We start from the raw sequence: 14,820 nt of genomic DNA on the forward strand, positions 1-14,820 counted from the left end.
TGCCACTGTGTTGAAACAGTGAAGTGAAGATCGTATCGGAACGTTCTTCAGCGTGCCCTTATGGGTGCGTCTGGCGTGCCATGAACTTTTGAGACGTTGAAGAACTGCCAATCTGGGAGCATTCCGTTGAATGGAACATGAGGATTGGAGTCATCATCAGCGACGAACCACGCATTAACGACGAGATTCGCGTCTCCCAGGTGCGTCTGATCGGCCCGAACGGCGAACAGGTGGGAGTCATCGCGACTTCCGTCGCACTGAACCTGGCAAAGGAAGCGAACCTCGATCTCGTCGAGGTGGCGCCCAACGCGAAGCCTCCGGTTGCCAAGCTCATCGATTACGGCAAGTACAAGTACAACGAGAAGATCAAGGCTCGCGAGGCACGTCGTAACCAGAGCACTGCGGAAATCAAGGAAATTCGCTTCCGTCTGAAGATCGACGACCACGACTTCGAAGTCAAGAAGGGCCATGTTGTGCGCTTCCTGAATGGCGGAGACAAGGTCAAGGTCACCATCATGCTGCGCGGTCGCGAGCAGTCCCGTCCAATTGGTGGCGTCGAGCTGCTGCAGCGTCTTGCTAGCGAAGTGGAGGAATACGGCACTGTCGAATTCGCTCCGAAGCAGGAGGGCCGCAACATCATCATGACGCTCGCACCGAAGGGCAAGAAGGTCCACACCCAGTCCGAGCAGCGTCGTCGTGGTGATCAGTCCCGTGCCGAACGTCAGGCTCGTCAGGCCGCACGCTTGGCGGCCAAGCAGGAAGCCCAGGCTCAGGCAGCAGCCGAAGCCAAGGCCGCAGTGACGTCCGACAAACCGAAGACTTCCGAAACGAAGTAACAAACAAGGAGGGCAGCAATGCCGAAGATGAAAACTAATTCCGCCGCTTCCAAGCGCGTCCGCGTGACCGGTTCCGGCAAGCTGATGCACGCTGGCTCCGCAATGCGCCACAACCTCGAGCACAAGTCCGCTCGTAAGCGTCGCGCACTGAAGGCCGACGGCGTTCTGGCTACTTCCCAGAGCAAGAACATGAAGAAGCTGCTCGGTCGCTGAGCATAGCGAGAGCCAATAAGAAGACTTAATAGAAAGCTGAGGAATTAAATATGGCACGTGTCAAGCGCGCAGTAAACGCCCACAAGAAGCGTCGCGTCGTTCTCGAGAGGGCTTCCGGCTACCGCGGCCAGCGCTCCCGTCTGTACCGTAAGGCCAAGGAGCAGCTGCTTCACTCCTTTACCTACAACTTCCGCGACCGCAAGGCTCGCAAGGGTGACTTCCGCAAGCTGTGGATCCAGCGCATCAACGCTGCTGTCCGCGCAGAGGGCATCACTTACAACCGTTTCATCCAGGGCCTGCACCTCGCTGGCATCGAGCTGGATCGTCGCGCTCTCGCCGAGCTGGCCATCTCCGATCCGGAGACCTTCAAGGCCATCGTTGAGCAGGCCAAGGCTGCTCTTCCGGCTGATGTGAACGCTCCGAAGGAAGCCTGAGCTTCTTCGCTGATTCAGCGTGACTGATGGGAACCCTCGCTCCAGCAATGGGCGGGGGTTCTTGCATTGCGCATCGGAAACCATCCATCTCATAGCCATGGCAACGGCGGTATACGATGCAAACGGGCAACCTTCGGCGGAAGGAGGGTGATGAACGATTTCGAGCGGATGATCAGACAGTTTCTTGCACACATCGATGTTGAAAGAGGATTGTCAAAAGCAACGGTATCGGCATATGGCGCCGATCTGAAAAAATATCGGCAGTGGCTTGCCGATCATGGTATTAATGACATTACGTCCGTGACGACGCAGGATGTGGAGGACTACGTCGCTTTTCTTGACGAATCCGGGGAATCCGCCCGAAGCAAGGCCCGCCGGTTGGCCAGCATCCACGCGTTTCATCGTTTCGCAGTGAACGAACATAGCGTCGCCGACGATGTATCCGCGCAGGTGAAGGCTCCCAAAGGTGCAAACACCCTTCCTGATGTGCTGGCTATTGATGAGGTCGCCAGATTATTGGAAGCGATTCCCGTTTCCCAGAACAGAGCTCCTGGCGACGCTTCGTTGGAGGTCCCGGATGATCCTGTGATGCTTCGAGACAAGGCGCTGCTTGAATTCATGTATGCGACCGGCGCGCGAGTGTCGGAGGCATGCGGGGCGAATCTTGATGACGTCGATACGGAAGCCAGGATCGCCAAACTGATGGGCAAAGGTTCAAAACAACGTTTGGTTCCTGTCGGCAGCTACGCATGCGAGGCGATCAGCCGGTATGTGCGTTCGGGACGCCCAATACTGGAGTCGAAGTCGAAAGGTCCTCAAGAGCGTCGCGCCCTGTTTCTCAACAAGCGCGGAAGAAGATTGTCGAGACAGTCGGTTTGGGAGATCATAAGGATTGCGGGGGAACGCGCGCACATCGACAAGCCGTTGCATCCTCATACGTTGCGTCATTCTTTCGCCACGCATCTTATTCAAGGCGGCGCTGATGTACGTACCGTGCAGGAGCTGCTTGGACATGCAAGCGTCACCACCACACAGATATACACGCACGTCAGTCCCGAAAACCTGATTGAAACGTATCTGACGTCTCACCCCCGCGCCAGATGATGGTGTTGCTGCCGTTTTGAACGGCGGCAATGGACTAGCATGGATTACAGTGAAAGTTGACACAAGGATGTTGGTAAGGTAAACGGTATGCCTACGGATTTGCTTGGACGAGATTATGAGACGTTTCCCGCTCCGGAGCCGCTGCAGACGCACGGTCCGGCGAGGGTCATCGCCATGTGCAACCAGAAAGGTGGCGTTGGCAAGACCACCAGTTCCATTAATATCGCCGGTGCGTTGAGCCAGTACGGTCGTCGTGTGCTTATCGTCGATTTCGACCCGCAGGGTGCTTCCACGGTGGGACTGGGCATCAACGCCAATGCCGTGGAAGATACGGTGTACACGGCGCTGTTCAATCCGCGCATGGATGTACATACCGTGATTCAGCATACCGATTTCGAGAACCTCGACATCATGCCGGCCAATATCGATCTATCGGCCGCCGAGGTGCAGCTGGTCACCGAAGTTGGACGTGAACAGGTGCTGGCTGGCGTGCTGCGACAGGTCAAGGATGAATATGACGTGATCATCATTGACTGCCAGCCTTCGTTGGGCTTGCTTACGGTGAATGCGCTGACCGCGGCGGATGGCGTGATCATCCCTGTGGCTGCCGAGTTCTTTGCGTTGCGTGGCGTGGCTTTGCTGATGCAATCCATAGAAAAGGTGCAGTCCCGTATCAATCCGAGTCTGGAAGTGTATGGAGTGCTCGTCACCATGTTCACGCATACTCTGCATTGCGATGAGGTGTTGCAGCGCATTTATGAGGCGTTTCAAGGCAAGGTCTTCCACTCGGTGATCTCGCGATCCATCAAGTTGCCGGATTCAACGGTCGCTGCTGCGCCGATCACCATCTATGCGCCGAATCACAAGACGGCGAAGGAATACCGTGAGGTTGCCCGGGAGCTGATTTTCCAAGGCGTTATCGCATAGATGTTCAAGGCTCCCTTGCGGGGCCTTTTTCGTTGGCTGGATGTGTGCTGAATTGTGATGACTGATTGGTGGAACACCCAACTTATAGTCACATTGACTATAAGTGATACGTTGTGATTTCGAAACAATTCGTATTGACGGGAATTTGAAGGAGTGAAGTCGCAAGGATCATGGGAAATGCCTCGGAACGGCGTAAACAGGCAATGGCGACGGCTGCCGTGATGGCGGGTGCGTTCGTTCTGCAAAGCCAGTTGTTCGGGTATGCCAAGAGGTGTTGATGCCCGGTGGGCCGGCTGCGGGAAGTCGATGATTCCATGGTGACACCATTTATGGTCGGCTTGACTATAAATGGTGTTATGCTATGTCTCATAGCAGGGAAATACCCTGCCGTGAAAGGAACGGCCATGGGTATCGGAAATGTCTCGGAAAGGCGTTTGGCGCAACCGAGCATCGGCATCTCCGTGGTGATTCTCGCGCTCGGCCCGCATGGCGACAGCGCGGCCAACGGAAGCAGCCGTCTATGGCTGCCGCTGGTCCGCCGCGTCAGACAACCCTTCATGGGTTCCTGGGCGTTACCGGGCGGTGACCTGCGTGTAGGACATTCCCTGGAGGAATCAGCGTTCAAGGCTCTGGAATCCACCACCGAACTGCATCCGAAATATCTCGAACAGCTGTACACGTTCGGCGACCCCTCACGGTCGAGCGGTGGGCTTCCCATGGTCTCCATCGTGTATTGGGCGCTCGTCGGCGAAGCCGAAACCAAGGATTTCGCCGAAAAGGACAACGTCAAATGGTTCCCGGTCGACGATCTGCCGGATCTCGCCTTCGACCATCGACGCATCATCGACTACGCCCTGTGGCGCTCGCGCAGCAAATTCGAATACCCCGACATCGCCACCAAACTCGTCGGCGAGGAATTTACCCTCAGCCAGCTGCACGACGTATACGAGGCTGTCACCGGCCAGCCGATCGACCTGGCGAACTTCCGCAGAAAAATGCTCGCATCCGGACATTTGGAAGATACTGGCAGGAAACTCCACGTGGGGCGCAGCCGCCCAGCGGCCATATACCGGTACCGGCATGACGGCGAGCCACGCGCCGAATTCACGTTTCCCACAACGGTGGAACACGGCAAACCGGAAACCCTTGCCGACGACGCGCTATCCGCGCTCATGCCGTCGTGACAGGGCACGGCGAGCCACATCGGAAATCTTTCGGCATCGGCACATCACAGCGCCATGTCGGCATCATCGTGAACACACCATATGAAAGGAACGCAGCATGACTGCAACACTCTCCTCGCCGTCCGTCGACGAAATCATCGCCGAGCTCGGCGCACAAAGCACCTGCGACGCCGGACTCACCCAGGATCCATGGCATTTCGACACCACCAAGCCGAGCTACGGACCCGGCGCATCCATGTTCGATCCGCTGCCGAGCAACGCCCCCAGACAGCAGGTGCTCCCGGAGGAATACCGTAACGCCTCCGACGAGGAACTGCAGGAACGCATCCGCGCAGCCAAATCCCGCCTTGGCAAGAAACTGCTGATCCTCGGCCACTTCTACCAGCGCGATGAAATCATCTGCCATGCCGACTTCGTGGGCGACTCCTTCCAACTCGCCAAGAACGCCACCGAACGTCCCGACGCCGACCATATCGTCTTCTGCGGCGTGCATTTCATGGCCGAAACCGCCGACATTCTCTCCACGCCCGAACAGACCGTGACCCTGCCGAATCTCTCCGCCGGCTGCTCCATGGCCGACATGGCCAACATCGACCAGGTCGAGGAATGCTGGCAGCAGCTCGGCGAAATCTGCGGCACCCAGCCCGGTTCAGATGGTCGCCAGCAGATCGTGCCCGTTACCTACATGAACTCGTCCGCCGCGCTGAAGGCGTTCTGCGGACGCAACGGCGGCATCGTATGCACCTCATCCAACGCGCACGCCGTACTCGAATGGGCATTCGCCCGCGGCAAGCGCGTCCTGTTCTTCCCCGATCAGCATTTGGGCCGCAACACCGCCCGCGCCATGGGCATCCCGCTGGAAGAAATGCCACTATGGGATCCGTTCAAGCCCGCCGGCGGCGCCGAAGACCCGTCCGTGTACGCCAATGCCAAGATGATCCTGTGGAAGGGGTTCTGCTCCGTGCATCAGCGTTTCACCGTCGAACAAATCGAACGGGCCCGCAAGGCATACCCCGGCGTGAAGGTCATCGTGCACCCCGAATGTGCGATGGACGTGGTCGATGCGGCGGACGGCACCGGTTCCACCGCCTACATCGTCAAGGAAATCGCCAACGCCCCGTCCGGATCCGCCGTGGCTGTCGGCACCGAAATCAACCTCGTGAACCGTCTCGCCGCGCAATACCCCGACAAGACCGTGTTCTGCCTCGACCCCGTGGTCTGCCCGTGCTCCACCATGTACCGCATCCACCCGGCATACCTCGCCTGGGCGTTGGAAAACATCGAACAAGGCAATATCGTCAACCGCATCACCGTGGACGACGCCACAGCCCGCGACGCCAAAATCGCCCTGCAGCGCATGCTGGAGGTGCACCCGTGATCGTCGTGATCGGCGCCGGCATCGCCGGACTGTCCGCGGCGCTCGCGGCCGCGGGGGACAAGCGCGTAGGCGCGGAAGGCCTCACCACATACGGGAACGCGAACATCGCCGGGAACGACTCCTCGGATGACGTGCTGCTCGTCTGCAAGGATGAATTCGTGGAGTCCAACACCTACCATGCCCAAGGTGGCGTGGCATGTGCCATCTTCAGCGACGACAACCCGCAGCTGCATGCCGGGGACACCATGGCCGCAGGGCATGGCCTATGCGACCGCACCGCAGTGGACGTGCTCACCGATGAGGGGGCGCGCCGCGTGTGCGAACTCATCGCCGCCGGATGGCATGTGGATCGCGGCGAGGACGGTTCGGTGCTGCGCGGGCTCGAAGCCGCGCACTGCCGTTCCCGCGTGGTGCACGCCGGAGGGGACGCCACCGGCAAGGTGCTCGAACTCGATGTGAGCGCCATGGTTCGTGAGAATCGGCGCATCCACGTGCTTGAGCACGCGTTTCTGAACGATCTGATTGTGCGCGACGGGCATGTCTCCGGCGTGCGGCTCATCGTGCGGGGCGTGGACGGCGAAGCCGAATCCCGCACAATCGACGCGACGCGCGTGATCCTCGCCACGGGCGGTGCGGGCCGACTCTACCCGTACACCACCAATCCCGCCGTGGCCACCGGCGATGGACTGGCCGCCGCACTGCGTGCCGGAGCGCAGGTCGCCGATCTTGAGTTCTATCAGTTCCACCCCACGGCCATGGCCATTGGCGAACACTTCCTCGTCTCCGAAGCCGTCCGAGGAGAAGGCGCGATACTGCTCGACGAGCATGGGCACCGGTTCATGACCGACGTGGACCACAAGGCCGAACTCGCACCGCGCGACGTGGTGGCACGTGCCAACTTCCGCACCATGCAGGCGCAGGGCGGCAAGCCGGTCATGCTTGACGTTTCACCCATGGCCAAAGAGAACCCTGATTTGGCGGCGTTCCTACGTCACCGGTTCCCGACCATCGACGCATACACGCGCTCCCTCGGCTTCGACTGGAGCAAGGAGCCGATTCCGGTCGCCCCAGCCGCGCATTACTGGATGGGCGGCATCCGCACCGACCTGTTCGGACGGTCCAGCATCCCCGGCCTGTATGCCGCGGGCGAATGTGCGCGAACCGGCGTGCAAGGTGCAAACCGTCTCGCCTCCAACTCACTGCTTGAAGGACTCGTTTACGGATACCGCGCGGGACTCGCCGCGGTGCGTGATACGGACGATGCCGTATGGCAGCCGCAAACTCTTAGCAACAGTGCGATTGCAAGCCTGCCGGTCGCCCAAGAGCCGATGGTGCTGGACATGCCCAGCCATGATGATGGCAACGCGAACACGGGCGTATGGGACCGCAAGCACATCGAGGACGAGATGTGGAAGCATGTCGGTGTGCTGCGCGACCATGACGGGCTTGCCGCTGCGGTGACGGATCTTGCCGACGCGCTCGCCGGAGCGAACGCCGCGGTACCCGGCATGTCAGGTGCTGGTTCGTATGCCGATTGCATCGCCGTGCTGGAGAACCGTAATCTGCTCACCGTCGGATACGTCGAGGCCGTCGCCGCGCTGAACCGTTGCGAATCGCGTGGCGCGCACACCCGCACCGACTATGCGACGGTCAATCCGACCATCGCGCATTCCATCGCCTACCGTCTGAAAGGAACGTCATGCTGACCCGTCAGGTCATCCGCAAGGCCGTGGAGGCCGCTCTTGAAGAGGATGCGCCCAACGGCGACATCACCTGCGCCACTACGATTCCGCTGCAGGCATGGGGAGAGGTGCGTCTCGTCGCCCGCGAGCGTGGCGTGATGAGCGGCATCGACGTGTTTGCCGCGGCATTCAAGATGCAGAATCCCGAAATCGTGGTCACGCCGGCAATCGCCGATGGTGAGCGTTTCGAACCGGGGCGGATGCTCGCCACCGTGAGCGGCCCGGTGCGTGACCTGCTCACCGCGGAACGCGTGGCATTGAACTTCACCCAGCGCATGTGCGGCATCGCCACCATGACCGACACGTTCGTGGCCGCGGCCGATCAGGCGAGAACCCTGCCCGGGTATCGCGTCCCGCGCACCTACGACGCCACGCGCATCGTCGACACGCGCAAAACCACGCCCGGACTGCGTCCGTTCGAGAAATACGCGGTCGTCTGCGGCGGTGGGCACAACCACAGGTACGGGCTGTCCGACGCGGTGATGGTCAAGGACAACCACTTGGCCGCGCTTGCCGAACAAGGCATCGACATGGCCGGCGCGATCAGGCATATCCGCGAACAGGTGGGGCATACCACGCATATCGAGGTGGAAGTCGACCGGCTCGAACAGATTCCGGCGGCGCTCGACGGCGGCGCAGACACCATCATGCTCGACAATTTCACGCTGGAGGATACGCGCGCCGGCGTGGATATGATCGATGGCCGTGCGATTGTGGAAGCCAGCGGCACCATGACGGTGGAACGCGTACCCGAAGTGGCGTCCACGGGCGTGGACGTGATCTCCGTGGGCGCGTTGACGCACAGCGTGCGCAGCATCGACTTGGGATTGGATTGGGTGCGATGAGCGGGAACGGAGCAGGGGACGAACTGTATTTGGACGCGGCGTCCACCGAACCGGTGTCACGCGATGTAATTGAAGCGATGATGCCGTTCCTCACCGAGGCATACGCGAATCCGCTGAGCGTGCATCAGCCGGGCAAAACCGCGGCGCGTGCGCTCGACGCGGCCCGCGCCTCGCTGGCCGCCGATTTGGGGGCACGTCCGGATGATGTGATCTTCACTTCGGGTGGCACTGAATCCGACAATCTCGCCGTCAAAGGCATCGGCATGGCCCGGATGCGCATGTTGCGCGACAAGTACGGCGAATCGGTGAAACCGCGTATCATCGTCTCCGCGATTGAACATCCTGCCGTACTGCAGTCGGTAGCTTGGATGGAACGCTGGTTCGGCGTGGCAGTCGTACGCATCCCCGTCGACGAACAGGCCCATATCGATATGGCGGCGTTGGAGCGTGAACTCGCGCAAGGCGATATGACCGGCATCGACAACGGCGAACACGAAATGGCCGGGCAGGGGAGTGGAAGTACGCTTGCCCTGACCAACCGTACGCTGCTGGTGTCCGTCATGCTCGCCAACAACGAGGTCGGCACCATCGAACCCGTCGATGAGATCGCGCACATCGCGCACGCCCACGGCGTACCCATACATGTCGACGCAGTGCAGGCGGCCGGACAGATCCCGATTCGTATGCGCGACTGGGATGTGGACGCGCTGAGCGTATCCGGGCATAAGTTCGGCACCCCGAAAGGGCTCGGCGCCTTGCTGCTGCGCGGTCGCACGCCGGCCGAACCGGTGCTGTCCGGCGGCGGGCAGGAGCGGGGATTGCGATCCGGCACGCAAAACGTGGCCGGTGCCGTGGCGCTCGCCATCGCGTTGCATGAATCGAACACGCGCATGGCCGGGCAATATCAGGCGTTGACCGAATCGCGCGACAGGCTGATGGATGCCGTGCTGCGCGTCGAACCGAGGGCGCAGGTGACCGGTGACCCGAAACGCAGGCTTCCCGGTCACGCGTCGTTCGTGTTCCCCGGCCTGTCGGGCGAGGCTCTGCTGGTCGATCTGGATGCGCGTGGCATCGCCTGCTCATCCGGTTCGGCGTGCGCGCTTGGCCGCCATGAGGCGCCCGCAACGCTGTTGGCCATGGGATTCACCGCGCCGGTTGCGAAATCGGCGTTGCGTATGACCTTCCGCACGCCGCTTACGTCCGAACAGATCAACCGCGTTGCTGCGGCCATTGAGGAATCCTGCCGTTTACTCACCCACACGGACGCTGTCGCATTACCTCGCTAGTATTGGCTCGGTTTATGTGTAAGTGCAGATAATCAATCACGTACCGAACATTACGCAACAAGAACAGTAATACTAAGAGAGGTTTCGATGGCGGTTCGCGGCGATATTCGAAATGTAGCGATTGTGGCACACGTCGATCATGGCAAGACCACGCTGGTAAATGCCATGCTGGCACAGTCCCACGTGTTCAACGAGCGTGAGGAAGTTCCGGATCGTGTGATGGATTCCAATGATCTGGAGCGTGAGAAGGGCATTACCATTCTCGCCAAGAACACCGCTGTGCAGTACACCGGTCCGCTGGCAGCCAAGTACGGGCATCCGGAAGGCATCACCCTGAACATCATCGACACCCCTGGCCACGCCGATTTCGGTGGTGAGGTCGAGCGCGGTATCTCCATGGTGGACGGCGTTGTGCTCCTTGTCGACGCTTCCGAAGGCCCGCTGCCGCAGACCCGCTTCGTGCTGCGCAAGGCTCTGGAAGCCAAACTGCCGGTTATCCTGTGCGTGAATAAGACCGATCGTCCGGACGCCCGTATTGAAGAAGTCGTGGGTGAATCCTCCGACCTGTTGCTCGGCTTGGCCCAGGATGTTATCGAGGAAGGCATCGACCTCGATGAAGACGCACTGTTCGACCTTCCGGTCATTTACTGTGCGGCAAAGGCTGGCTATGCTTCCGAAAACCAGCCGGAAAATGGCGGTCTGCCAGACAATGAAGATCTCGAACCGTTGTTCGAGGCCATCATCAAGAACATTCCGGCTCCGGAATATGAGGAAGGTGCGCCTCTTCAGGCACACGTCGCCAACATCGATTCCTCCGACTTCCTTGGACGACTCGGCTTGGTGCGCATCTACAATGGCACCCTTGAGAAGGGTAAGACCTACGGGCTGTCCCGTGTGGACGGTTCCATTGAAAACTTCCGTGTTTCCGAACTGTTGCGTACGCAGGGCCTTGAGCGTACTCCGGTCGATTCCGCAGGCCCTGGCGACATCGTCGCAGTCGCAGGTGTGAACGACATCATGATCGGCGAGACCATCGTCGACCCGTCTGATCCGCGTCCGCTGCCGCTGATTCACGTTGATGACCCGGCCATCTCCATGACCTTCGGTATCAACGATTCCCCGCTTGCAGGCACTGAAGGCAAAGACCACAAGCTTACCGCCCGCATGATCAAGGATCGCCTCGACCGCGAGCTCATCGGCAACGTGTCCATCAAGGTGCTGCCGACCGAGCGTCCGGATGCTTGGGAGGTTCAGGGCCGTGGTGAACTCGCGCTGGCCGTGCTTGCTGAGCAGATGCGTCGCGAAGGCTATGAGTTGACCGTCGGCCGTCCGCAGGTGGTCACCAAGACCATCGACGGCGTGATCAACGAGCCGATGGAAAACACCACCATCGACGTTCCGGAAGAGTACATGGGCACCGTCACTCAGCTGCTTGCCGACCGTAAGGGCCGTATGGAGAACATGACCAACCACGGCACCGGTTGGGTCCGTCTGCAGTTCACCGTGCCGTCCCGTGGCCTGATTGGCTTCCGTACCGCGCTGCTGTCCGCCACCCGCGGCACCGGCATCGCATCCTCCATCTCCGCCGGCTACGCTCCGTGGGCCGGTCAGATTGTGACGCGCCAGAACGGCTCCATGGTCTGCGATCGTAAGGGTATCGCAACCCCGTACGCTATGCAGCGTCTGCAGGCGCGCGGCAACTTCTTTGTTGAGCCGCAGTCTCCGGTGTACGAGGGTCAGGTCGTCGGCGTGAACAATAAGCCGGACGAGCTTGATGTGAACATCACATTGGCCAAGCATATGACCAATATGCGTTCCTCTACCGCGGATGTGCTTGAAACTCTGACTCCGCCGATCAAGATGAGCCTCGAGGAGTCTTTGGACTTCGCCAACGAGGACGAGTGCGTGGAAGTCACCCCGGAATCCATCCGCGTGCGCAAGATCATTCTCAGCCGTGAGGACTGGTATAAGTGGCGCGCAAAGCAGCGCCGACAGAACAACGCTCAAAATAACAAGTGATTTTCGCGTTGTTCTGTCGGCTTCGCAAGCACGGTAGTGTGCTTGCTCACTTCGCCTACGGTGAGCCCACTGGGCTCTCCGTTTGACGGCTCAGCAGGACAACGCTCAAAATAACAAGTGATTTTCGCGTTGCTTTTACGAAAAGAGATACGTGTTCTCACGTGTCTCTTTTTCTTTTCAGGTTAGCGAGAGATAGTGGAGATATGACGCAACAGATGAAGCAATCGCATGATACGGATGAATCCAATCAACGGATGGTGGCTGATGCGCGATTGATGCCATGGTCGTATCGCCTGCCGATGTGGGGACGATTCCTGATCGATCTTGCTTCTGGAATCGTAGTTGGCATGGTGGGAACCATGGCTCACCGTATGGGGGCGTCCGTGAACGTTCCCTACGGATTGCTGATCGCCTATCTCATGGTGATCATCTCAACATGGTCCGCTCGATCGCGTGACGGCGTTTCAGGCCTCGCGTTGCATCTGATTAGCTCTTCTCTGGTGGTCTGGACAGTGATGGCTGGGTATGGCCCTGGCGGAGATGCCATGATTCCCGTTGGATTCGGCGGAGACGATCCCATGCCGTTCTTCAGTGTACAAGCGGGATATTTTTGGCTATACGGAGTCGTGCTCATTCCGATCGTGATGCTGGTATTACCGAAATGTTGGTTCGTCACGCCTCCGCGCAAGAAGACGCATGATGATACGTTTGTTGCCGACACCCAAACGAGAGGGCCCGAAACGTCTGGCATCGCCCAATCAGTGAAATGATTGGCGGCTGATTCCATGTCAATGAGATAAGGTGCATGGAAACACCAAGACAAGAAATGGGGTTGAATGAGCGCACGAAAGCTGTTCTATCTGGGGCCGCAAGGCACCTTCACCCATCAGGCTGCGGTCAATGCATCGCAGGAGCTGGCCCATCTCGAACCTGAAGGGTTCGAATTGGTGGCTTTGGACGATGTGCCGCAGATTCTTGAAGCCGTGCAGCAGGGTGAGGGCTGGGGCGTCGTGGCATGGGAAAACAATGTCGAAGGCTTCGTGGTACCGAACTTGGACGCGCTGATCGACGCCAAAGACCTGGCCGGATTCGCGCGTGTGGGCGTCGATGTTACTTTTGACGCGTACGTGCGTTCGGGATCCGATCCGAAAAATGCCACCGTGGCCACCGCGCATTCGCACGGACTTGCGCAATGCAAACGTTTTATCGCGGAACACCGTTTGCAGCCGGTTCCAGCACCATCCAACGCCGCCGCATGTCGAGACATTAAAGCGAACGAAATAGCCTTTGGGCCAAGGGTCTGCGGTGAACTCTACAACGTCACACGCATCGACACCGCCGTGCAGGATTATCAAGGCGCGCAAACTGATTTCCTTGTGCTCGCCCCGCGCGGGGAAGCAGAGAAACTGTTGGAACAGCCACGTTCCCAAGCCGGTATGGAATACGAATCCGTGTTGACGCTTATCCCGCTCGTCACCGGCCCCGGCGTACTTGCGAACCTGCTGGACGTATTCCGCGACGCGGGACTCAACATGACAAGCTTCATCTCACGGCCAATCAAAGGACGCACAGGCACCTACAGTTTTATTGCGACGTTCGATGCGGCACCGTGGGAGCAACGTTTCCACGATGCTCTGGTCGAAATCGCAGAACATGGTGACTGGGCCAAAACTCTGGCCGTATATCCGCGTAGAGAACGCCCTAATCCTCCAGTCACCTCATGGATGCTGCCCCAGGGAGGCGTACGTCTTGACGAACAGCATCTGCCAAACGATTGGCAGGACAGTGAAACGGCCAAAAAGGAGCTGATGTGGTGAAGCAACGTATCGCAATCGTGGGTCTCGGACTTATTGGGGGGTCCCTGGCGCGCAGGCTCGTCAATGCGGGCTGCGAGGTCGTCGCATGGAACCATAACGATCGGCCATATGAAACCGCGGAGGCGGACGGCATACGATGCGTGCCCACGCTGGCTGTGCTTACTGATGCAAAACCTGACGTGCTTGTGCTATGCAATCCGCTTAAAGCCATGCCGGAAATTCTGGGTGCACTCAAACCGCTGATCGATCCAAGCGTCACCACGCTCACCGATGTAGGCAGCGTCAAGGGAATGGTCAGGGAGCAGGTCAGGGCCGCAGGTCTGGAACACTGCTATGTGGGGGCGCACCCCATGGCCGGCAATGAACTTTCCGGTTGGGAATCGTCGGATCCAACGCTTTACGACGGTGCCCTTTGGGCCATTACCGTGGATGGAAACACTGAATACCAGCGTTTCCGCGCCGTTGCGACAATGATCGTCGACCATTGCGCGAATCGTCTCATCGTACTCGACGATGTGACCCACGATCGTTGCGCGGCACTGATCTCTCACATGCCACACGTCATTTCCACGGCCATGATCAACGAGCTGGTGGCCAATCCCGATCGAAACATCGCGGCAGCGCTCGCCGCCGGCTCGTGGCGAGATATGACCCGTGTTGCGCTGACCGATCCGAACCGTACCCGTGCAATGGTGGAAGAGGACGCGGCCAACGTTGAAGCATTATTGCGTAACATGGCCAATCGCTTGACGCTTATGGCCAATGTGTTGCATGGCATGACCGCGCAGCAGGGCGCGCCTACTGCGGGCGATGATAAGGAAATGGCGCGTTTCTTCGTACAGGGACAGCCATTCCGTGAATACAAGGCTCTCGCCAAAGAACCTGATTTCGCAGAACGTTGCGAAACGGCCGAACTGTCAATCCCTGAGACCGGTTGGCAGAAGATGCTGCTGGATTCGGCACGCAGGGGAGAGCATATTGTGCGATTCAACGGCTACCGTCAAGCCATGGCACAGGTGCGTTCCTCAGTATGAC

14 protein-coding genes are annotated in these 14,820 nt (G+C 59.4%); all 14 read left to right on the plus strand.

Annotated elements, in window-relative coordinates; translation table 11 throughout:
• Nucleotides 1-137: 137 nt before the first annotated feature.
• The 14 genes from infC (at nucleotide 138) to WMO36_RS06255 (ending at nucleotide 14,819) form a co-directional block, all read left to right on the plus strand.
• On the plus strand, nucleotides 138-836 hold the full coding sequence (gene infC, locus WMO36_RS06190) for a translation initiation factor IF-3 (RefSeq protein ID WP_004220560.1): 699 nt from the start codon (nucleotides 138-140) through the stop codon (nucleotides 834-836).
• Between the two features lie 18 nt (nucleotides 837-854).
• Nucleotides 855-1,049 carry a 50S ribosomal protein L35 gene (gene rpmI / locus WMO36_RS06195; protein WP_003834365.1) on the plus strand — a complete coding sequence of 65 codons (195 nt, stop codon included), beginning with the start codon at nucleotides 855-857 and terminating at the stop codon, nucleotides 1,047-1,049.
• Between the two features lie 50 nt (nucleotides 1,050-1,099).
• Nucleotides 1,100-1,483: a 50S ribosomal protein L20 gene (gene rplT, locus WMO36_RS06200; protein WP_003834366.1), complete on the plus strand. Its 384-nt coding sequence runs from the start codon at nucleotides 1,100-1,102 to the stop codon at nucleotides 1,481-1,483.
• Between the two features lie 150 nt (nucleotides 1,484-1,633).
• Nucleotides 1,634-2,587 (plus strand): site-specific tyrosine recombinase XerD, encoded by a 954-nt coding sequence (gene xerD / locus WMO36_RS06205; RefSeq protein ID WP_349077159.1) that lies wholly within the window; start codon nucleotides 1,634-1,636, stop codon nucleotides 2,585-2,587.
• An 87-nt stretch (nucleotides 2,588-2,674) separates the two neighbouring features.
• Nucleotides 2,675-3,514 carry a ParA family protein gene (locus tag WMO36_RS06210; protein ID WP_099571307.1) on the plus strand — a complete coding sequence of 280 codons (840 nt, stop codon included), beginning with the start codon at nucleotides 2,675-2,677 and terminating at the stop codon, nucleotides 3,512-3,514.
• A gap of 404 nt (nucleotides 3,515-3,918) precedes the next feature.
• Nucleotides 3,919-4,698, plus strand: a complete 780-nt coding sequence (locus WMO36_RS06215; protein WP_099571306.1) for an NUDIX hydrolase — start codon at nucleotides 3,919-3,921, stop codon at nucleotides 4,696-4,698.
• A 97-nt stretch (nucleotides 4,699-4,795) separates the two neighbouring features.
• Entirely contained in the window at nucleotides 4,796-6,076 is a 1,281-nt protein-coding gene (nadA, locus tag WMO36_RS06220) for a quinolinate synthase NadA (RefSeq protein WP_349077160.1), read from the plus strand.
• Nucleotides 6,077-6,180: 104 nt separating this feature from the next.
• On the plus strand, nucleotides 6,181-7,782 hold the full coding sequence (locus WMO36_RS06225; protein WP_435374697.1) for an L-aspartate oxidase: 1,602 nt from the start codon (nucleotides 6,181-6,183) through the stop codon (nucleotides 7,780-7,782).
• The gene (gene nadC / locus WMO36_RS06230) at nucleotides 7,776-8,663 is read left to right on the plus strand and encodes a carboxylating nicotinate-nucleotide diphosphorylase (protein WP_294448332.1); all 888 of its coding nucleotides are present in this window, start codon (nucleotides 7,776-7,778) and stop codon (nucleotides 8,661-8,663) included. Before WMO36_RS06225 ends, nadC begins: the two co-directional genes overlap by 7 nt.
• Complete coding sequence (locus WMO36_RS06235) at nucleotides 8,660-9,949, plus strand: cysteine desulfurase family protein (RefSeq protein WP_144171367.1); 1,290 nt, start codon at nucleotides 8,660-8,662, stop codon at nucleotides 9,947-9,949. Before nadC ends, WMO36_RS06235 begins: the two co-directional genes overlap by 4 nt.
• An 87-nt stretch (nucleotides 9,950-10,036) precedes the next feature.
• Nucleotides 10,037-11,968: a translational GTPase TypA gene (gene typA, locus WMO36_RS06240; protein ID WP_099571301.1), complete on the plus strand. Its 1,932-nt coding sequence runs from the start codon at nucleotides 10,037-10,039 to the stop codon at nucleotides 11,966-11,968.
• 203 nt (nucleotides 11,969-12,171) lie between these two features.
• Entirely contained in the window at nucleotides 12,172-12,738 is a 567-nt protein-coding gene (locus WMO36_RS06245; protein ID WP_337509901.1) for a hypothetical protein, read from the plus strand.
• Nucleotides 12,739-12,804: 66 nt separating this feature from the next.
• Nucleotides 12,805-13,785, plus strand: coding sequence for a prephenate dehydratase domain-containing protein (locus WMO36_RS06250; RefSeq protein ID WP_144171369.1), 981 nt, complete (start codon nucleotides 12,805-12,807; stop codon nucleotides 13,783-13,785).
• Nucleotides 13,782-14,819 (plus strand): prephenate dehydrogenase, encoded by a 1,038-nt coding sequence (locus WMO36_RS06255; RefSeq protein ID WP_250779399.1) that lies wholly within the window; start codon nucleotides 13,782-13,784, stop codon nucleotides 14,817-14,819. Before WMO36_RS06250 ends, WMO36_RS06255 begins: the two co-directional genes overlap by 4 nt.
• The last annotated feature ends 1 nt before the right edge of the window (nucleotide 14,820 follow it).

Source organism: Bifidobacterium hominis (assembly GCF_040095915.1).
In the GTDB taxonomy this organism is placed as follows: domain Bacteria; phylum Actinomycetota; class Actinomycetes; order Actinomycetales; family Bifidobacteriaceae; genus Bifidobacterium; species Bifidobacterium hominis.

Bases quoted from the DNA above. Each gene is read 5' to 3' on its own strand.
- WMO36_RS06245 (WP_337509901.1), top strand. From the start codon at position 12,172: ATGACGCAACAGATGAAGCAATCGCATGATACGGATGAATCCAATCAA.
- WMO36_RS06215 (WP_099571306.1), top strand. From the start codon at position 3,919: ATGGGTATCGGAAATGTCTCGGAAAGGCGTTTGGCGCAACCGAGCATC.
- nadA (WP_349077160.1), top strand. From the start codon at position 4,796: ATGACTGCAACACTCTCCTCGCCGTCCGTCGACGAAATCATCGCCGAG.
- WMO36_RS06210 (WP_099571307.1), top strand. From the start codon at position 2,675: ATGCCTACGGATTTGCTTGGACGAGATTATGAGACGTTTCCCGCTCCG.
- xerD (WP_349077159.1), top strand. From the start codon at position 1,634: ATGAACGATTTCGAGCGGATGATCAGACAGTTTCTTGCACACATCGAT.
- rplT (WP_003834366.1), top strand. From the start codon at position 1,100: ATGGCACGTGTCAAGCGCGCAGTAAACGCCCACAAGAAGCGTCGCGTC.
- infC (WP_004220560.1), top strand. From the start codon at position 138: ATGAGGATTGGAGTCATCATCAGCGACGAACCACGCATTAACGACGAG.
- WMO36_RS06250 (WP_144171369.1), top strand. From the start codon at position 12,805: ATGAGCGCACGAAAGCTGTTCTATCTGGGGCCGCAAGGCACCTTCACC.
- nadC (WP_294448332.1), top strand. From the start codon at position 7,776: ATGCTGACCCGTCAGGTCATCCGCAAGGCCGTGGAGGCCGCTCTTGAA.
- WMO36_RS06235 (WP_144171367.1), top strand. From the start codon at position 8,660: ATGAGCGGGAACGGAGCAGGGGACGAACTGTATTTGGACGCGGCGTCC.
- rpmI (WP_003834365.1), top strand. From the start codon at position 855: ATGCCGAAGATGAAAACTAATTCCGCCGCTTCCAAGCGCGTCCGCGTG.
- typA (WP_099571301.1), top strand. From the start codon at position 10,037: ATGGCGGTTCGCGGCGATATTCGAAATGTAGCGATTGTGGCACACGTC.